Below are 18,928 nucleotides of genomic sequence, written 5' to 3' on the forward strand. Positions count from 1 at the left end.
TTAGGTGTTTTCATACTATTTCAAAGTTAATAATTTTTGAAAACACTCTCTTAGTTTTGAACTAAATCAGTCCACTTTTTGCTGACGATTTACATCCTATCCAATAAAAATGTAAGGCTATAAAAGGCCAAACGATTTCTAAATGAATTTTAGTGGTCATGTAGGCTAGATAAACCAATAACATTGCTAAAATAATTTGTCCAAACAAAACTATTTTTTCTTTAATTCCTTTTTTAAGATACCAAGCGAATACTAATAAAAGCGGATTAAATAGTAAAATATTATAATTCCATAAGATTTCTTCGTGCAATGAGTATAATCCTACCAAAGAGAAGAAAAGTCCTAATATTCCCGCAAATATAAAGTAGCTAATTTTTATCCATTTTTTGTTTAAAAATACTAAGATTAAAAGTGCTGTAAGTAAAGAATAAATTGAGTTTAACCAATTAAATGGAGTTTCGGCTTTGGTTACTTGCAAAATTTTTGAATTACTCTTTTCAATTTTATTTCCATTTATTTTTGCAGTTGAAATAGCATCTTTGAATTCGTAAGGTAAAAATAAGCGAGTTGCTGGTTCATCTACTTTTGTTCCAAAAATCAATTGAATTCCTAATTTCATATAAAAATCACTCATATAGGGATACAGAATTTCTCTATAGGATTGATTGGAAGTATCTGATTTGATAGCTTCTTTTCCTAAAACCCCATTGATTTTATCTACTACCATAGTAGTACAATTTCTGTCGATGAACTTATAGGTATAAAATCGGTCCTCACTATAAACCGATTGATTTAATTGTTGAAACAGGGTGTTAATTTGAGATGGTTTGAGGTCTAATTCTTGTTCAATGATTTCTCTATTTTCCGCTTGGTAATTGTAATAGAAATCGATAAAACTACCGTTGGTGACAAAATATTGTAAATCGCCTTTTATGAATCTGCCAATAAAATTAGGTGTGCTAAAATCAAATGCACCATAATTGTAAACTACATCAATTCCATGGATACTGTCTTGAATACGAATTCCTGTATGACCATACATAGCATACGATTCTGGACCTAAACCACAAGTTAAAATGCTGACTTTTGCTTTTTCGGAAAGTGAAATATTTTGGGAAAACCCACAAAAAGAAATTAAAATAAGTAAAGCGAAAAGTAGTTTTTTTGTCATTTTATATAAAGTCTTTCTTCTTGTTTCTTTTCTCTTGCTTCTAAAATTATCTAAACAATTCCCAATCTACTTTTAAGGAAAAAATGTTGGAATATAAAGCAGCACTCTGATCTCCTAAATCGGTTAAAGCATAATCTACTTGAATACCTTTGTATTTGAATCCCAATCCAATGTTTGGTTGAAAACTCAATTTCTTTGAATTATCAATTTGAGTTATTTGCTGAAAATTTCCAACGCCTGCTCTTAAATAAACCAAATCAATATAGCCAAATTCTAGACCTAATGCTGGGTCAATACTTACCGCATTAGTAGAAATGATATCATTCGTTCGTGCAAATTGCATGTTTAAATTAGTTGCCGCTAACAAGCTATAGTCATAACGAATAATCCATTTTTTCGACATTCCCAATTGCGCTTTTGGTAATGTAATTTCGCTAGTTTCGGGTAATTCTTGATTTTCACCAGGAATGGCATCTGCAATTTCTTGAAACTTTTCTTCATCAATTGTCCAAGTATTGTAAGTTGTAGTAATATCGCGAATCATTAAGCCAAATTTCCAATCCTCGTCATCACTGATGTACTGAATTCCTAAATCCAATCCAAATCCCCACGAATTAGCAAAATCTCCAATTACTCTTCGTATTACTTTCGCGTTTACTCCATAATTTAAACCTTCAATAGGTAAACTTCTGGCATAAGAAACTGTTAAACCATAATCAGCAGTAGAAAAAAGTGAAATTCTGTTGTAATCGATATTTCCTTCACTATCAATTAATTGTGTGGTATTTAAAATATCATCAACTCCAAAACGAATTAAGGAAATCCCAATCGCACTTCTGTCGTCGATTGGCATCGCAAAACCAGCGTAGTCATATTGGGCAATATTCGCAAAATAATTGGCATGCATTAATGAAAACTGTTTGTCTTCTAATTTTAATAATCCCGCAGGATTCCAATAGCCTGAATTTACATCGCCAGTATGCGACACAACAGCATTAGACATTCCCAAAGCAGCAGCGTCAACGCCAATATTCATAAATTCATTAGAATATTTTCGTACGGTTTGCCCATAGGTTGTCCCACAAAAACAAATTAAAAGTAGTAAAATGGTCTTTTTCAATGCCAATTTTTTTACAAAGATGAAATAAATTTCTCAAATAGTAAACTCTAAAAGTATTAACTTATTGTATTACATTTGCTGTAAATTAGCAAAGGCTTGTTTTTAGGTCTTTTTTAGTTGTAATTTTGTAATTATTTTAGTTGCAAAAGCAGTAATAAATTAAGTAAAGAGTTTTAAAGTCACGTTATATGAATATCAAAAAACACATTCCCAATCTGATCACTTTGCTAAACTTAGCAGCAGGATTATTAGCTATCATCGCTATTTTTAAAGGATACTACGATGAAGCGTTTATTTTTGTTTGTTTGGGTATTTTCTTTGATTTTTGGGACGGATTTTTAGCCAGAAAATTCAATGTTGCCGGGCCTTTAGGAGTACAATTAGATTCTTTAGCAGATATGGTGACTTGTGGCGTAGTGCCAGGTTTAATGATGTTTGTCTTGTTTCAAAATATTCAGGAAGATTCTACTTCGGTTTACTATCTTACAGAAGAGTATTTTTATATGGGATTTGTGCCTTATTTAGGTTTCTTAATCACGTTGGCTTCTTGCTATCGTTTGGCAAATTTTAATATCGATACACGTCAAACCGATTCTTTTATTGGTTTGCCAACTCCAGCCAACGCTTTGGTAATTATGAGTATTCCGATGATTCAATATGCAAATGACTTTGAAGGATTGACTACTATTTTATACAATCCTTATGTGTTGTTGTTTGTCACGATTTTGAGCTCATATATTTTAAACGCTGAAATTCCGTTATTTTCTTTGAAAATTAAAGAGTTTACTTGGGCGAAGTATAAAAAGCAAATCTTGTTTTTAATTGGTTCTTTGTTGTCTTTTTTCATTTTAGGATTTGTTGCAATTCCATTGATTATTATTAGTTATGTGCTGATTTCTGTAATCAGTAATAAAATGACGGCTAAGGCATAATGGCGTCTAAAAATTATAGACGAAAACCTACTACAAAACGAAAATCCAACGCTACAAGTAAATGGATTTTCTATCTGATTTCTTTTGTGTTATTTCTATTTGTTGCGATTGGAATTTATAAATTTCGCGATGGTTTTCTTTATTATTTAGGTTTTAAAACCGATAAAAATATTGAAACTTTATCGAAAGAAGAACGAAAGTTAGCCGATATCCGCATTTACGAAGTCTTGCATAAACATGATGACAAAGCCATAGGTTTTGATGTTTCGGAATACCAAAGTGAAATCGATTGGGAACAAACCTATCACCTTGACGAATCGTTTGAGTTATCGTTTGTTTTTATTCGTGCTACCGCTGGAAAAAATAAAGTAGATAAAAGATTCAAAGAAAACTGGAAAGCATCTAAAGAAAGAGAAATTATTCGAGGCGCATATCATTATTATCGTCCTAATGAAAATTCGATTGAACAAGCCGAAAATTTTATCAAAACTGTAAAGTTGCAAAAAGGCGATTTGCCTCCTGTTTTAGATATTGAAAAATTACCCAAATCACAATCGATTGATAGCCTTAAAGTAGGATTACGTCGTTGGTTGAAAAAAGTAGAAAAGCATTATAAAGTTAAGCCAATCATTTATTCAGGCGAGAGTTATTATACCGATTTTTTAAAAGAAGAATTTTCAGAATATCCGCTTTGGATTGCCAACTATAATTTTTGGCGTAATCATTTAGAAGACGATTGGTCGTTTTGGCAATTCACCGAAAAAGCTCAAATTGCAGGTATAGAAGGCATGGTGGATATCAATATTTTTAATGGCGATAAAAATAAGTTGTTGTTAAAGTGTATTCGATGATTAAATTATATAAAAAAAATCCCTCAAATAGATAGATTGAGGGATTTTTTTTATTCTTCTTTATTTAAATTCAATTCTCCTTTGCCGTGAATGATTGTGGTTTTAGGCGCTTCAAAATCGATTTTGGTTTTTCTTAATTCGAAATTTTGTCCTAAATAAACACGTCTTACAACTTCGTCGGCAGCTAGCTCTTCTGGTTTTCCAGCTTTTAGAATTCCACCTTCAAACATTAAGTAGGTTTTGTCGGTAATCGCTAAGGTTTCTTGAACGTTGTGGTCGGTAATTAAAATTCCGATGTTTTTGTTTTTTAATTGGGCAACAATTCTTTGAATATCCTCAACTGCTACAGGGTCAACTCCTGCAAAAGGTTCGTCTAACAGAATGAATTTTGGATCGGTTGCTAAAGCACGAGCAATTTCTGTACGACGACGTTCTCCTCCTGAAAGTAAATCTCCACGATTGGTACGAATGTGTTCTAATGCGAATTCTGCAATTAATTCTTCCATTTTAGCTTCTTGTTCGGCTTTTGAAAGTGTGGTTAATTGCAGTACACTCAATATGTTATCTTCAATACTCAATTTTCTAAACACAGAAGCTTCTTGTGCCAAATAGCCAATTCCGTTTTGTGCTCGTTTGTACATAGGGAAATTGGTAATGTCCATATCATCTAAATAGATATGGCCACTATTTGGTTTTACTAAACCTACAATCATGTAGAACGAAGTGGTTTTTCCGGCACCATTTGGACCTAATAAACCTACAATTTCACCTTGGTTTACTTCAACGGAAATCCCTTTTACTACACTTCTTTTTTTGTAGGTTTTGACTAAATTTTCTGCTCTTAATTTCATTCTAAGGTTTACTTGTTTAGAAGTTGAATTGTTTAATCGATTTACAAATAAACGAATAAACAATTTAACAATTTATCTTTTAACAATTATTTAGTTTGCTCTTCTAGGGCTTCCCAAAACTCATATGCTCTTCTTAAATGTGGAATTACAATGGTTCCGCCTACTAAAGTGGCAATTCCCATACTTTCCATCATTTCTTCTTTAGTAACGCCGTTTTTATAAGCCGTTTCTAAATGATATTTGATACAATCATCGCAACGTAATACTGCTGAAGCTACTAAACCTAATAGTTCTTTAGTTTTTACATCTAAAGCACCTTCCATGTAGGCATTCGTGTCTACATTAAAAATTCTTTTGATGACTTTGTTGTTGTCGGCTAATAATTTTTCGTTCATTTTTGAACGATAATCGTTGAATTCTTTTACTAAATCTGCCATTTTTTTATGCTTTTAATTTTTCTTTTTCTTGACTTTTTACTACCAAAACACTAATTAAAATACTTGCTTCGTATAATATCATAATTGGAATTGTAACGATAATTTGGCTCAAAACATCGGGTGGTGTAATGACAGCGGCTACAATTAATACGACAACTAAAGTGTATTTTCTGTATTTTCTTAAAAATTCTGGAGTGACTAGTCCAATCTTGGTTAAGAAGAAAATGATGATTGGTAATTCAAATAACAATCCACTTGCAATAGCGGATGTTTTCATCAAACTCATGTAGGAATCAATATCAATTGAATTGCTAATTTCTGGACTCACAATGTAACTGGCGAAGAATTGAACGGATAATGGTGCAATTAAATAATAGCCAAACAAAACTCCGATAAAAAATAATATAGAAGAGATGATAATAAATGATGCCGCGTATTTCTTCTCTTTTTCATATAAAGCCGGACTAATAAATTTCCAAATTTCCCAAAGAATAAAAGGGAAGGCGAAAATAAACCCTACCGTAATGGAGGTCCACATGTGCATTGAAAATTGTCCGCCCATTTCTCTGTTTTGAATGGGAAGATTGATTTCGGTAATACACATCGTATCGCCCATATCAAATTGTTTTCCTAAATCACAAAAGAATTGGTATGTAACAAAGTCTGGATTTTTAGGGCCGAAAATAATTTCATTGAAAATAAAATCACTGAAAAAGAAAGCTACAATTCCGCAAATTAGAATGGCAGCTGAACTTCTTACTAATAACCAACGTAATTCTTCGAGATGGTCTAAAAATGACATCTCTTTTATGTTTTTATTTGCCATTATACGATTCCTTCTTTTAAAATATCGTGTAAGTGAAGTATTCCTTTGTATTCGTTATTGTCAATTACAACTAATTGTGTAATCGAATTGTTTTCCAAAATATTCAACGCTTCCGAAACTAAAATGCTAGAATTGATGTTTTTTGGATTTTTCGTCATGATATCTTGCGCTGTTAAATCTGTAAAAGTGTCTCGATTGTTCAACATACGACGAATATCCCCATCTGTTACAATTCCAATTACTTGATTGTTTTCAATAACCGCTGTTACACCCAAACGTTTTTCGGAAATTTCCATAATCACTTTTTTGATAGAAGCATCTGGAGTTACCATTGGTTTGTGAGTAGTATCTAACATATCTTTTACGCGCAATAATAATTTTTTTCCTAAAGCACCACCTGGATGATACACGGCAAAATCTTCACTTTTAAAGTTGCGCATTTCCATCAAACAAACTGCTAAAGCATCACCTAATACTAATTGAGCAGTAGTACTGTTGGTTGGCGCTAAGTTGTTTGGACACGCTTCACTTTCCACATAAGCATGTAAAATGTAGTGTGATTCTTTCCCTAGAAACGAATTTTTATCAGCCGTCATCCCAATCAAGGTATTGCCAAAACGTTTTAATAACGGCGCCAATACTTTAATTTCTGGACTATTACCGCTTTTTGAAATACAAATGATAATATCCTCTGGTTGTACCATTCCTAAATCGCCATGAACCGCTTCGGCTGCATGTAAAAACATAGATGGCGTTCCTGTTGAATTTAAAGTAGCTACAATCTTTTGAGCGATTAAAGCGCTTTTGCCAATTCCAGTTATAACTAGTCTTCCTTTGGTGTTGTAGATTGCGGTAACACTTTTTGCAAAATCCTCGTCAAGATAATTCACTAGATCTGCGATGCTTTTACTTTCCGAAAGTAAAGTTCGTTTTGCGGTAGCTAAAATCGTTTCAGTTGTGCTCAAAATAGAAATATTAAAAAATTTGTGTGTATAAAAGAAAATCGTATCTTTATGTTTGCAAATTTAGGTAAAATCATATTAATAGAGAATGAATCCACACGAAATTGATTTACATAAAGAATTAAAGAAATATTTTGGTTTTAACCAATTCAAAGGGCTTCAGGAACAAGTAGTTAAAAGTATCATCACAGGAAATAATACCTTTGTGATTATGCCTACTGGTGGTGGAAAGTCGCTTTGTTATCAGTTACCAGCCTTGGTATTGGAAGGAACTGCAATTGTGGTTTCTCCGCTGATTGCCCTAATGAAAAACCAAGTAGATGCCATTCGAAGTTTAAGTTCAGAACAAGGAATTGCCCATGTTTTGAATTCTTCATTGAATAAAACTGAGATTGCCAAAGTAAAAAAAGACATTACTTCGGGCATCACGAAATTGTTATACGTAGCCCCTGAATCGTTAACAAAAGAAGAATATATTGAGTTTTTAAACAGTGTTAAAATATCATTTGTAGCTATTGACGAAGCACACTGTATTTCAGAATGGGGGCATGATTTTCGTCCTGAATATCGTAACTTAAGAAATATCGTTCGCCTACTAGGCGATGTGCCCATGATTGGTTTAACCGCAACAGCTACTCCAAAAGTACAAGAAGATATCTTGAAAAACTTGGATATGCCAGATGCAAACACCTTCAAAGCTTCGTTTAATCGTCCAAACTTATATTACGAAGTACGTACTAAAACTAAAAATGTAGAATCGGATATTATTCGATTCATCAAACAACATAAAGGAAAATCGGGTGTTATTTACTGTTTGAGTCGTAAAAAAGTGGAAGAAATTGCACAGGTTTTACAAGTTAATGGTATTAGTGCGGTTCCGTATCATGCTGGTTTAGATGCTAAAACGAGAGCAAAACATCAAGACATGTTCTTAATGGAAGATGTAGAAGTCGTAGTAGCAACTATCGCTTTTGGTATGGGAATCGATAAACCCGATGTTCGTTTTGTAATTCACCATGATATTCCAAAATCATTAGAAAGTTATTATCAAGAAACGGGTCGTGCTGGTCGTGATGGTGGCGAAGGACATTGTTTGGCTTACTATTCGTATAAAGACATTGAAAAGTTGGAAAAATTCCTTTCAGGAAAACCGGTTGCTGAACAAGAAATTGGTTTTGCGTTGCTGCAAGAAGTCGTTGCTTATGCCGAAACTTCGATGTCGCGTCGTAAATTCTTATTACACTATTTCGGTGAAGAATTCGATGATGTCAACGGAGAAGGTGCTGATATGGATGACAACGTTCGTAATCCAAAGAAAAAAGTCGAAGCACAAGACCAAGTGGTTACCTTGTTAAAAGTAGTTCGCGATACCAAGCAATTATTTAAGTCTAAAGAAGTGGTTTTAGCACTTGTAGGTAAAGTAAATGCAATTATTAAAGCACAAAAAATAGATGCACAACCTTATTTTGGTAGTGGTTCTGGTTTTGATGAAAAATATTGGATGGCTTTAATTCGTCAAGTGTTAGTAGATGGGTTATTAACGAAAGATATTGAGACCTATGGTGTGTTAAAGATGTCAGAAAAAGGAGAAGCTTTTATTAAAAAGCCTGTTTCTTTTATGATGTCAGAAGACCATGAATATAATGAAGAAGAAGATGAGGCAATAGTAACTGCAGCAAAATCTACAGGAACGGCTGATGAAGCTTTAATGACCATGTTGCGCGATTTACGTAAAAAAGAAGCTAAAAAATTAGGTGTTCCACCGTTTGTAATTTTCCAAGATCCTTCTTTGGAAGATATGGCGTTAAAATATCCAATTTCTATTGATGAATTAAGTAATGTTCATGGAGTAGGAGAAGGAAAAGCTAAAAAATATGGAAAACCATTCGTTGATTTAATCAATCGATATGTAGAAGATAACGATATTATTCGTCCAGATGATTTGGTAGTGAAATCTACTGGAGCTAATTCTGGATTGAAGTTGTATATCATTCAAAATGTGGATCGAAAACTAGGCTTAGACGATATTGCGAAAGCCAAAGGCTTGGATATGGATGGTTTGTTGAAAGAAATGGAACAGATTGTATATTCAGGAACGAAATTGAATATTCGCTATTGGATTGATGAGATTTTAGACGAAGATCAACAAGAAGAAATTCACGATTATTTCATGGATTCGGAATCCGATAATATCAAAGATGCTTTAAAAGAATTTGACGGCGATTACGATATCGAAGAACTTCGTTTAATGCGAATTAAGTTTATTAGCGAAGTAGCGAATTAATTCTCAATTTTTGAAATAAGGAACACCTATTGAAATAATTTGAGAAATTCTAAAAATAAAAAATCCAAATTCTTTAAATAGAATTTGGATTTTCTTTTTACATCGAATATTCCTTAAACATATAAATCCAAATAATTCGCGATAGTTTAATGTTGACCAAGGTTAAACTTAAAATTACAACTCCAATAATCGGAATAATTCGCAAATCGAATGTTTCTTCAAAGAAAGGCATGCAAATGAAGTAAGTAATTAACGCTTCAGCAACGCCAAGTCCGTAGCTTACAAACATTGCTCCAAAGAAAAAACCAGGTTCTTTTTCAAATTTTGTTCCGCAATTAGAGCAATTTTCATGCATTTTTGGAAAACTAAAGCTAAAATGCAATAATCCTTTTTCAAAAATCTTCCCTTTGTTGCAATTGGGACATTTGTTTCCCAACATATTTATAACGGTTTTTAACATTGCTTTTTATTTTTAGCAAATTTAAGCGATTATAATTTAAAAGAGGTTTTGTATTTTCGCATATTATAGCACAAAAAAGACATTTTTGACATGAAGAAAAACGAAGTTTACGAAATTAAGAAGTTTAAACGCAATTTCTTTCATCACAATTTATATGTCAATACGTTTCAAAATCATTTAAAAGAGCATCGTTTTATTGAATCTTTACATCGACATGATTTTTATGTTTTGGTTTTGTTTACCCAAGGAACGGGTTTACATAAAATAGATTTTGACGAATTTGTTATTACAAAAGGAAGCTTTTTTCTAATGCAACCTGGGCAAATTCACCTTTGGGAACTTTCTTCAGATATTGATGGATACATTGTTTTCTTTTCCAAAGAGATTTATAATTTGCATTTTCGAGATAAGAAAATCGAAGAATATTTGTTTTTTCAATCGTCTAAAAATAATCCCGAATTGCAATTGAAGGGTAATGAAATGAGGCAAATTCAGCCTTATTTTGATTTAATGGTAATTGAAAGTGAACAAGACGAATTGCATAAAAAAGACAAAATGCTCAACTTGTTAGATTGCATTCTGATTGAAATTTTAAGAATTTATAATGTCGATTCTAATCATTTAACTTCTACCTACAATCATAAGTTAAAAGAATTTGAATTGTTGTTAGAGCAATATTATAGAACCGAAAAGTCGCCTTCGTTTTATGCAGATAAAATGGCAATTACCTTAAAACATCTCAATAGAATTTCAAAAAATATATTGAATATTACCATAACAGAATTAATTACCAGAAGAGTAATTTTAGAAAGCAAGCGTATTATGGTAGACCAAAACAAAACAATTGCTCAAATTGCAGATGAATTAGGCTATTCTAATTATTCTTATTTTTCAAAATTGTTTAAGAAAAGTGTAGGCGTAACTCCAACAGAATTTATAAATCAACTTAAAAATTAATTCTGATAAATTTCGCCTCTGTGAGGTTTTAAAATATCTCTAAAAGTAATCATATCTTTTTCATCTACCACAATGAAAGCAATCGCATGCATTTCATTGATAACTTCAAAGCCTGTTTTTTCTAATGTGATTTTCTCTTTTTCTAAGTATTCATTTAGATGAATATCATGATGTTCCGCTGTTTTGGCTGCGGCTTCACCTCTAAAATCCCAAATTAGTTTTATTTTTCTTGACATTTTTTTGATAAATAGCTTCACGGTTTTATCCGTGAAGCTTATTTTGTATTTAAGTTAGTTTTTAATGATTTTCATTGTTCCAGTTCCTTTTTCTGAATCAATTTTAAGAAGGTATACTCCTGATGACAAATCTGATGTATCTAAGGTCGTAGAGTTTGATGCTGATTTAGAAATTATTATTCTTCCATTCAAGTCTAAAACTTGTAAAGAAATATCTAAAAATTCTGCAAAATCTATGAATAATAATGAATTTGTAGGATTAGGATAAATGTTAAAATTATTTTTTATAAAATCACTGGAAGATAAATTGTTTACGATAGTGGTTGCGTATTGTAATTGTCTTGGATTGTTTGGAGGGCCATAACTTGGATTGCCTCCTGTAGCTGCAGGGTCAGTAAAATGATCAAAAGTAATCATTGCATTTTTACTATTATTAAATTCAGCAGAAATAAATTGTCCTGTTCTTAAATTACCTGTAAATACACTTCCCGTTTGCCAAGTGCTATATCCATTGAATAAACAAGCATAATTTACTTGTCCATTATTTGTAGTGTTTGGGGAAGCATTATATGCTAAAAACAAATCATTTGAACTGTTTCTAGTAAATGCATTATAGCTATCTGTAGCTGAAATTATTCCAGAAGTTAAACTTGAATTTATTTGACTTCCCACCCATGAACCTGTTTTATTGGTTGTGTAGATAAGTTTAAAAGTAGTGTTGTTTTCTCTGTAAATTATATGTTGTTTGTTGTTGGTGTCAGATAAAATATTAACTCTATCAGCAGCAGGTGCTCCTGTTGCTCCAGTAACAATAAAAGTAGGTGCAGTCCAACTTCCTGAAATATTATTAATATACAATAAGCTTCCGTCCGTTCCACTTCCATTTGTTTCAGCTACGAACCCTATGTGAGATTTGTTATTGCTATCTATACTGGCGGCCATCATGTTAATATCGTTAGCACCAGTTCCATTTCCTCCCGTTTGTGAATATGTGGTTTCGGTTGTCCAAGTACTTCCATTATAAAATTTATGTATAACAGAATATACTCTAGTAGAAATGCCTCCAGAGCCAATATTTTTTATAACATAATACACATGAGGATAATTCGTATTATCTAATTTCAATTGTAAATTAGTGAAACTATAGTTTGTTTGATTGTTTGAATGGTCTACGGTTGTGTAAGTCCAACTTGCTCCATTGCTACTATATGCGTATTTTAATTCACTACCATTACTTGTGTAAACATTCATTAATATGTGAAAACCTCCAGATGAGTCAACTTCTAATGCAATGCCATCATTAAACATAGTAGTGCCAGATGTAATTATTACACCTGGAATATTTGCGGCGTCTAAATTAGAGACAGAAACCCAGCTAGAACTACCAGATTCCCACCTTACCAAACGATAAACTGGATTTACATTGTTTGATGCATGCGTTACAGTTCCATCATTAAAAAAGCAATAAAATTTACCATCAGACCCAATTGATGTTGTGCTAAAGATATTTGAAGATCCATTTCCTTGCTCAATCATTCCAGAAGTAAAGGTTTGTGAATTAGAAGTTAAGCAAATGAAAATAAAAATTGAGAGTAGTTTTTTTTTCATAATTTTAAGTTTGAGAGTTAGACGTAATGAATTAATTTTTAGTTGTTTACAAATGTAAGAATTTTTTGAATTCCGTTTGAAATAATTAAATGAATTTGATAAATAAATTATTTAATTGTGTGGAAAGAATTAAATTTGCACTCTTAAATTTATGATATGCCACGCGAATTTCAATTTCAAGTTTCACCCGAAGTAGCTGCCAACGAAAGTTTGTTAGCCCAACATGTAGCCAAGTTATTTCAGGTTAGCCCAAAAGAAATTCAAAAAGTGGATGTTTTAAAACGTTCTATTGATGCGCGTCAGAAATCCATTAAAATGAATATTAAGGCGAATGTATTTTTGGTTGGAGAAGAGTATATTGATTCAAAAATCGAATTACCCAATTATCCTAATGTTGCCAACAAACAAGAAGTGATTGTAGTTGGAGCAGGTCCGGCTGGGTTGTTTGCGGCTTTGCAATTAATTGAATTAGGCTTAAAACCAATCGTTTTAGAACGTGGAAAAGATGTTCGTGGTCGTCGTCGCGATTTAAAAGCAATTAATCGTGATGGTATCGTAAATGAAGATTCCAATTATTGTTTTGGAGAAGGTGGAGCCGGAACGTATTCCGATGGGAAATTATATACCCGTTCAAAAAAACGCGGCGATGTGGATCGAATTCTCGAACTTTTGGTGGGCTTTGGAGCCACACCAGAAATTATGGTAGAAGCACATCCGCACATAGGAACCAACAAATTACCTCAAATTATTCAGGATATTCGAGAAAAAATCATCGCATGTGGCGGACAAGTTTTGTTTGAAACTCGTGTGACTGATTTCGTAATCAAAAATAACGAAATGCAAGGCGTTGTCATTCAAAATGGCGATGTGATTTCGGCTAACAAAGTTATTTTAGCAACTGGACATTCCGCTCGTGATATTTTTGAATTGTTACATAAAAAAGGCGTTCACATTGAAGCGAAACCCTTTGCTTTAGGCGTTCGTGCAGAACATCCACAAGAATTAATAGATCAAATTCAATATTCGTGTGATTTTAGAGGTGATTATTTGCCTCCAGCACCGTATTCAATTGTAAAACAAGTGAATGGTCGTGGGATGTATTCGTTTTGTATGTGTCCCGGTGGTGTCATTGCGCCTTGTGCTACAGCTCCTGGTGAAGTAGTTACCAATGGTTGGTCGCCTTCAAAGCGTGATCAAGCGACAGCGAATTCTGGAATTGTTGTAGAATTAAAGTTGGAAGATTTCAAACCTTATGAAAAGTTTGGACCTTTAGCGGGAATGGAATTTCAAAAAGCTATCGAACAAAAAGCATGGCATTTGGCGGGAGAAACTCAAAAAGTTCCTGCGCAACGAATGGTTGATTTTACTCAAAATAAAGTTTCAAAAGACATTCCAAAAACATCCTATGTTCCTGGAACTACTTCGGTAGAATTAGGTCAAGTTTTTCCTGGATTTTTAACTCAAATCATGCGCGAAGGTTTTGTGCAATTTGGAAAATCAATGCGAGGTTATATGACTAACGAAGCCATTTTACACGCGCCAGAAAGTAGAACTTCATCTCCAGTTAGAATTCCAAGAGATAATTTCTCATTGGAACATGTTCAAATCAAAGGTTTGTATCCTTGTGGAGAGGGAGCTGGTTATGCTGGTGGCATTATTTCGGCAGCAATTGATGGTGAAAAATGTGCTTTGAAAATTGCAGAGAGTTTAGCGAAATAAAAAAATCACAGCTTGCACTGTGATTTTAATTTTTGGGATAAAAAGGGGAATTATATTTTTTTAACGTTTACAGCATTCATGCCTTTAGCGCCTTTTTCTAAATCGTAAGTTACTAAGTTACCTTCTTTTACATCATCAATTAAACCACTGATGTGTACGAAGTATTTTTCTCCAGTTTCAACAGCTTTAATGAAACCAAAACCTTTAGAATCGTTGAAAAAATCGATTGTTCCTCTACGTTCTGCAGGAGCTTCTTCCGCTTCTGTTCTTCTAGAGATACCAATTTCGATGCTTTCTACATCTACTACAATTCTCTTAGATGGGTCTGGAGGAGTGCTTGTTAAGTGCCCGTTTTCGTCTACATAGACATATAAATCCTCTCCAGATAATTTTGGATTGGCTTTACGAGCTTCTTTTTTTTCTTGTTTTTCTTTACGCTTTTTTGCTCGAAGTTTTTCTTGTTCTTTTTTGTTAAAGGTTTCCTGTGGTCTAGCCATTAAATTTTAAATAATTTAAATTAGTATTTGTTTTAAAAGTAAAAGGATAAAAACACACAAGCGAAATAAACAAGAAATTTATAAAGTACTTTTATTCAAAGTATTGCGAGAAGAAATTCATATCATTACTAATGGTGCAAAGATAGTGAAAAAAGTGTTGCAATTGTAAAAATGCATAATTTAATACATGATTTGGGTTTTGAGAAAACTTTATTCAACACACGTTAAACTTATCACAAACTCAAAAACGAGTATTTAATCCTATCTTTTTTTGTATTTTTGACAAGCATTATAACCTATATGATAGAAGAACAAGTAATTTTAGTCAATGAACAAGATGAGCCAATTGGGCTCATGAATAAAATGGAAGCGCATGAAAAAGCCGTTTTGCACAGAGCTTTCTCGGTATTCATTTTGAATGATAAAAACGAAGTGATGTTGCAACAACGCGCCCATCACAAATACCATTCACCGCTTTTGTGGACGAATACTTGTTGCAGTCATCAACGTGCCGGTGAAACCAATATTGAAGCTGGAAAACGACGCTTGTTTGAAGAAATGGGTTTTCAAACCGAATTGAAAGAACTATTTCACTTTATTTACAAAGCACCTTTCGATAACGGTTTAACCGAACATGAATTGGATCACGTGATGATTGGTTATTATAACGAAGCACCAATTATTAATCCAGACGAAGTGGAGAGTTGGAAATGGTTGACCATTGAAGCTATTAAAGATGATATGATTGAAAATCCTGATGCTTATACCGTTTGGTTTAAAATCATTTTTGATGAGTTTTATCATTATCTAGAAGATCATAAATTGTAAATTTTATTTAAGGAACACAGATTGAAGAAATTGTATAAATTTTAAAAATCTTATTTCTCAACATTTTTATAAAAACAACATTCTGAATTCAAATTTCTAAATTCTAAATTACCATGAGAGTAACTGTTTCAAGAAAAGCCCATTTTAATGCTGCACATCGTTTGTATCGCAAGGATTGGTCTATGGAAAAAAATCAGGAAGTGTTTGGAAAATGTAACAATCCGAACTTTCATGGGCACAATTACGAATTGATTGTTTCGGTAACAGGTGAAGTGGATAAGGAAACGGGTTATGTGATTGATACAAAAATCTTATCTGATTTAATTAAAGAACACATCGAAGAAGCGTTTGATCATAAAAATTTGAATGAAGATGTGCCAGAATTCAGAGATTTAAATCCAACCGCCGAACATATCGCTTATATCATTTGGCATAAACTTCGCGTTTTAATTGCTGCTGATAAAGAGTTGGAAATTACACTTTACGAAACACCACGCAATTTTGTAACTTATAAAGGTTTGTAATATGGCGATTCAAATAGGAGATAAATTACCCAATTTTAAAGCTACTAAGCAGGATGGAACTGCTTTTGATAGTCATGAAATTCATGAAAAACCCGTTGTGATTTACTTTTATCCAAAAGATTTTACACCAGGTTGTACTACGCAAGCATGTAGTTTTAGAGACGCCTATCAAGATTTTCAGGATTTAGGTGCTGAAGTAATTGGTGTTAGTGGTGATTCTGCTAGCTCACATCAAAGTTTCCAACAGAAATACAAATTACCTTTCATCTTACTTTCGGATGCTGATAGAAAGTTACGACGTTTGTTTGGAGTTCCAACGGCGCTTTTAGGTTTATTACCTGGTCGCGTAACGTATGTTTTTGATGCTAAAGGCTATTGTATTTATATTTTTGATAGTATGAGTGCGAAAAATCATATTGAAAGAGCTTTAAAAGCCATTCAGAAGGCAAAATAATAAATCCAATAACTCTAAATTTTAGGATTTTAATACTTTTTTCGCATCTTTGTACTTCACTATTTGACTATGAAGTTTTATCCTTTAACGTTTACACCAATACTTAAAGACCGCATTTGGGGCGGAACCAAGTTAAAAACTTATCTCAACAAACCAATAGTTTCTGAAACTACAGGCGAGAGTTGGGAAATTTCAACCGTGCCTGGCGACATTAGTGTAGTTAATAATGGCGTTTTAAAAGGAAAAAATATCAATGAAATTATCGATTTGTATCCAGAAGAAATTTTAGGAAAATCGGTTATTTCTCGTTTTGGGAAACAATTTCCATTGCTTTTTAAATTCATTGATGCCAAAGAAGATTTATCGATTCAATTGCATCCGAATGATGAATTGGCTAAAACACGTCATAATTCTTTCGGGAAAACCGAAATGTGGTATGTAATGCAAGCAGATGAATCGGCACGTTTGGTTGTTGGATTAAAAAAGGATTCTAATCAGCAAGAATATTTGGCGCATTTAGAAAATAAAAATCTAATTGATTTATTAAATGAATATCCCGTTTCCAAAGGCGATGTCTTCTTTTTAGAAACTGGAACCATTCACGCTATTGGAGCTGGAGTTGTGGTAGCGGAAATTCAACAAACGAGTGATGTTACGTATCGAATCTACGATTGGGATCGAGTAGATGCTAATGGAAATGGAAGAGAATTGCATACAGATTTAGCTTTAGAAGCAATTAATTACAATGCCACTCATTCTAAAATTGAATATAAGGAAGAAGCCAATCAAAGTACTTCAGTGGTAAATTGTCCTTATTTTGTCACTAATATTATTGCGTTACAAGATCGTTTTATTTGGAAGCGCACCCAACAAGCTTTCACTGTTTTCATGTGTACTAATGGCCAATTTGAAATGATTGTAAATGGTGAAATCTTGCGTTACCGAATGGGCGACACGATTTTGATTCCGGCTTGTATAGAAAACTTAACGATTAAAGGAAAGGCTACTTTGCTAGAAATTTCGATATAATGTATTGAGAACAAAATATATTATGTAATTTTGCTTCAAATTTTAAATTTATACAAAATGGCAAGCGTTAAAAACTTGAAAAAAGAAATCAACTACGTTTTAGGGGATATTGTAAACATCGTTTACATTTGGGAAATGTCTACAGCTGGAAAACCAACTGAAGCATCTGATAAATTAGTTGATGAAATCTACGAAACTTTTGATACTTTAATGACTAGAGCGAATCAAAAAGACGTTGAGAACAAAAAAGCGCATTTTAAACAAATCCGTAAGGATTACGAAGCGGCTGCAAATCAATTTGTTGCGAAAATAAACGAATTAAACTAAAAAATTGCGATAAAAAAGTGCAGATTTTTTTTGGAAATTTAAATTTCAGAACTATATTTGCACCGCAATAGAGTTGCCGGTGTAGCTCAGCTGGCTAGAGCAGCTGATTTGTAATCAGCAGGTCGTGGGTTCGAGTCCCTCCATCGGCTCTAAAGTAGAAACCATCACAGAAATGTGGTGGTTTTTTTATTTTAAGTCGTTCTGAACTTGTTTAGCTTCGTTGAATCTACGATTTCAGAATCTTTTAAAACACTCCCGCAAGCGTCACGCTTGTGCACAAAAAGTGTGAAAAAGGTTTTTGATTGTTTAAAATATGTAGTCACGAGCAAGATGCTCGCGCTAGTGGTACGCTACCTAGTCAGATATGAATGTTTTAAAATACCCATCAACATTTTTTTGATAAGCTTTAACTGGTATTTTTTGCCATCCATTTAAAGGTGCTTTTTCAATTGTATCTGGTACAGGACATTTTTCTAATAATTTACTTCTACTTATATTTTCAGTATGACATAAGACAAAATATTTTCCTCCTTCAATTGTGTTTGTATTTGTAAAGCACCACTCTTCATATGTTTTTCCTTGATAATCAAACTTATATTCAACGCCATCGTTTCCAGTTCCATGGGTATTTTTAATTGCGATACCAATAACTATTACGTGGTTTTCTTTAAGGTTTTTTATTCTACTTATTGAGAAAAAAGTCACACCTAAAACTATAAGTAATAGTAATAGAATACGTAATAAGTTGTAATAATTTTCTTTATTTTTTATCATTTCGTTTTCTTCGCTCTTGCACGAATACTTTTGTGTGGATTATAAATTATTCTATAAAGATAAAAAATCAATTTTAGATAT

At 32.9% G+C, this 18,928-nt stretch carries 21 protein-coding genes and 1 tRNA gene; 11 read left to right on the forward strand and 11 right to left on the reverse strand.

Annotated elements, in window-relative coordinates:
• Positions 1 to 61: 61 nt before the first annotated feature.
• Entirely contained in the window at positions 62 to 1,171 is a 1,110-nt protein-coding gene (locus BP92_RS15640; protein WP_051604353.1) for a lipoprotein N-acyltransferase Lnb domain-containing protein, read from the reverse strand.
• Positions 1,172 to 1,217: 46 nt separating this feature from the next.
• On the reverse strand, positions 1,218 to 2,291 hold the full coding sequence (locus BP92_RS0101965; protein WP_026724501.1) for a putative type IX sorting system protein PorV2: 1,074 nt from the start codon (positions 2,289 to 2,291) through the stop codon (positions 1,218 to 1,220).
• 188 nt (positions 2,292 to 2,479) lie between these two features.
• Here BP92_RS0101965 and BP92_RS0101970 point away from each other — a divergent pair, with 188 nt between their 5' ends.
• Complete coding sequence (locus BP92_RS0101970; protein ID WP_211252187.1) at positions 2,480 to 3,223, forward strand: CDP-alcohol phosphatidyltransferase family protein; 744 nt, start codon at positions 2,480 to 2,482, stop codon at positions 3,221 to 3,223.
• On the forward strand, positions 3,223 to 4,074 hold the full coding sequence (locus tag BP92_RS0101975; RefSeq protein WP_026724503.1) for a glycoside hydrolase family 25 protein: 852 nt from the start codon (positions 3,223 to 3,225) through the stop codon (positions 4,072 to 4,074). The genes BP92_RS0101970 and BP92_RS0101975 overlap by 1 nt, the downstream gene beginning before the upstream one ends.
• A 50-nt stretch (positions 4,075 to 4,124) precedes the next feature.
• On the opposite strand, the gene lptB is transcribed toward BP92_RS0101975, so the two are convergent.
• The 4 genes from lptB to BP92_RS0101995 all read right to left on the reverse strand — a co-directional run bounded on the left by lptB (position 4,125) and on the right by BP92_RS0101995 (position 7,153).
• Positions 4,125 to 4,925 carry an LPS export ABC transporter ATP-binding protein gene (gene lptB, locus BP92_RS0101980; RefSeq protein ID WP_026724504.1) on the reverse strand — a complete coding sequence of 267 codons (801 nt, stop codon included), beginning with the start codon at positions 4,923 to 4,925 and terminating at the stop codon, positions 4,125 to 4,127.
• Between the two features lie 86 nt (positions 4,926 to 5,011).
• Positions 5,012 to 5,362, reverse strand: a complete 351-nt coding sequence (locus BP92_RS0101985) for a carboxymuconolactone decarboxylase family protein (protein WP_026724505.1) — start codon at positions 5,360 to 5,362, stop codon at positions 5,012 to 5,014.
• Between the two features lie 4 nt (positions 5,363 to 5,366).
• Positions 5,367 to 6,188, reverse strand: a complete 822-nt coding sequence (gene tatC / locus BP92_RS0101990) for a twin-arginine translocase subunit TatC (protein ID WP_026724506.1) — start codon at positions 6,186 to 6,188, stop codon at positions 5,367 to 5,369.
• Positions 6,188 to 7,153, reverse strand: coding sequence for a KpsF/GutQ family sugar-phosphate isomerase (locus BP92_RS0101995; RefSeq protein WP_026724507.1), 966 nt, complete (start codon positions 7,151 to 7,153; stop codon positions 6,188 to 6,190). The genes tatC and BP92_RS0101995 overlap by 1 nt, the downstream gene beginning before the upstream one ends.
• Before the next feature lie 85 nt (positions 7,154 to 7,238).
• Between BP92_RS0101995 and recQ the strand changes: the two genes are divergently transcribed.
• The gene (gene recQ / locus BP92_RS0102000; protein WP_026724508.1) at positions 7,239 to 9,434 is read left to right on the forward strand and encodes a DNA helicase RecQ; all 2,196 of its coding nucleotides are present in this window, start codon (positions 7,239 to 7,241) and stop codon (positions 9,432 to 9,434) included.
• A 97-nt stretch (positions 9,435 to 9,531) separates the two neighbouring features.
• Here the strand turns inward: recQ and BP92_RS0102005 are convergent, their stop codons facing one another.
• Positions 9,532 to 9,894: a DUF983 domain-containing protein gene (locus BP92_RS0102005; RefSeq protein WP_026724509.1), complete on the reverse strand. Its 363-nt coding sequence runs from the start codon at positions 9,892 to 9,894 to the stop codon at positions 9,532 to 9,534.
• Between the two features lie 90 nt (positions 9,895 to 9,984).
• On the opposite strand from BP92_RS0102005, the gene BP92_RS0102010 reads away from it, so the two are divergent.
• Positions 9,985 to 10,851: a helix-turn-helix domain-containing protein gene (locus BP92_RS0102010; RefSeq protein ID WP_026724510.1), complete on the forward strand. Its 867-nt coding sequence runs from the start codon at positions 9,985 to 9,987 to the stop codon at positions 10,849 to 10,851.
• Here the strand turns inward: BP92_RS0102010 and BP92_RS0102015 are convergent.
• Together BP92_RS0102015 and BP92_RS0102020 are read right to left on the reverse strand one after the other, a co-directional pair.
• Positions 10,848 to 11,087 carry a hypothetical protein gene (locus BP92_RS0102015; RefSeq protein WP_026724511.1) on the reverse strand — a complete coding sequence of 80 codons (240 nt, stop codon included), beginning with the start codon at positions 11,085 to 11,087 and terminating at the stop codon, positions 10,848 to 10,850. The genes BP92_RS0102010 and BP92_RS0102015 overlap by 4 nt on opposite strands.
• A gap of 54 nt (positions 11,088 to 11,141) precedes the next feature.
• Positions 11,142 to 12,695: a T9SS type A sorting domain-containing protein gene (locus tag BP92_RS0102020; protein ID WP_084329620.1), complete on the reverse strand. Its 1,554-nt coding sequence runs from the start codon at positions 12,693 to 12,695 to the stop codon at positions 11,142 to 11,144.
• A gap of 156 nt (positions 12,696 to 12,851) precedes the next feature.
• Between BP92_RS0102020 and BP92_RS0102025 the strand changes: the two genes are divergently transcribed.
• Complete coding sequence (locus BP92_RS0102025; RefSeq protein WP_026724513.1) at positions 12,852 to 14,414, forward strand: NAD(P)/FAD-dependent oxidoreductase; 1,563 nt, start codon at positions 12,852 to 12,854, stop codon at positions 14,412 to 14,414.
• Between the two features lie 50 nt (positions 14,415 to 14,464).
• Here the strand turns inward: BP92_RS0102025 and BP92_RS0102030 are convergent, their stop codons facing one another.
• On the reverse strand, positions 14,465 to 14,911 hold the full coding sequence (locus tag BP92_RS0102030) for a cold-shock protein (protein WP_026724514.1): 447 nt from the start codon (positions 14,909 to 14,911) through the stop codon (positions 14,465 to 14,467).
• A 300-nt stretch (positions 14,912 to 15,211) separates the two neighbouring features.
• Between BP92_RS0102030 and idi the strand changes: the two genes are divergently transcribed.
• The 6 genes from idi (at position 15,212) to BP92_RS0102060 (ending at position 18,222) form a co-directional block, all read left to right on the forward strand.
• Entirely contained in the window at positions 15,212 to 15,739 is a 528-nt protein-coding gene (idi, locus tag BP92_RS0102035) for an isopentenyl-diphosphate Delta-isomerase (protein ID WP_026724515.1), read from the forward strand.
• 113 nt (positions 15,740 to 15,852) lie between these two features.
• On the forward strand, positions 15,853 to 16,263 hold the full coding sequence (locus BP92_RS0102040) for a 6-pyruvoyl trahydropterin synthase family protein (RefSeq protein ID WP_026724516.1): 411 nt from the start codon (positions 15,853 to 15,855) through the stop codon (positions 16,261 to 16,263).
• 1 nt (position 16,264) lies between these two features.
• Complete coding sequence (locus tag BP92_RS0102045; protein WP_026724517.1) at positions 16,265 to 16,717, forward strand: peroxiredoxin; 453 nt, start codon at positions 16,265 to 16,267, stop codon at positions 16,715 to 16,717.
• A gap of 63 nt (positions 16,718 to 16,780) precedes the next feature.
• Entirely contained in the window at positions 16,781 to 17,746 is a 966-nt protein-coding gene (locus BP92_RS0102050; protein WP_026724518.1) for a type I phosphomannose isomerase catalytic subunit, read from the forward strand.
• Between the two features lie 57 nt (positions 17,747 to 17,803).
• A complete protein-coding gene (locus BP92_RS0102055; RefSeq protein WP_026724519.1) occupies positions 17,804 to 18,073 on the forward strand; it encodes a hypothetical protein in 270 nt (89 codons plus the stop codon).
• A 75-nt stretch (positions 18,074 to 18,148) separates the two neighbouring features.
• Positions 18,149 to 18,222: transfer RNA gene (locus BP92_RS0102060), tRNA-Thr, on the forward strand.
• Positions 18,223 to 18,427: 205 nt separating this feature from the next.
• Here the strand turns inward: BP92_RS0102060 and BP92_RS0102065 are convergent.
• Positions 18,428 to 18,847, reverse strand: a complete 420-nt coding sequence (locus BP92_RS0102065) for a hypothetical protein (RefSeq protein ID WP_026724520.1) — start codon at positions 18,845 to 18,847, stop codon at positions 18,428 to 18,430.
• Positions 18,848 to 18,928 lie beyond the last annotated feature (81 nt).

This window comes from Flavobacterium sasangense DSM 21067 (genome assembly GCF_000686885.1).
In the GTDB taxonomy this organism is placed as follows: Bacteria; Bacteroidota; Bacteroidia; order Flavobacteriales; family Flavobacteriaceae; genus Flavobacterium; species Flavobacterium sasangense.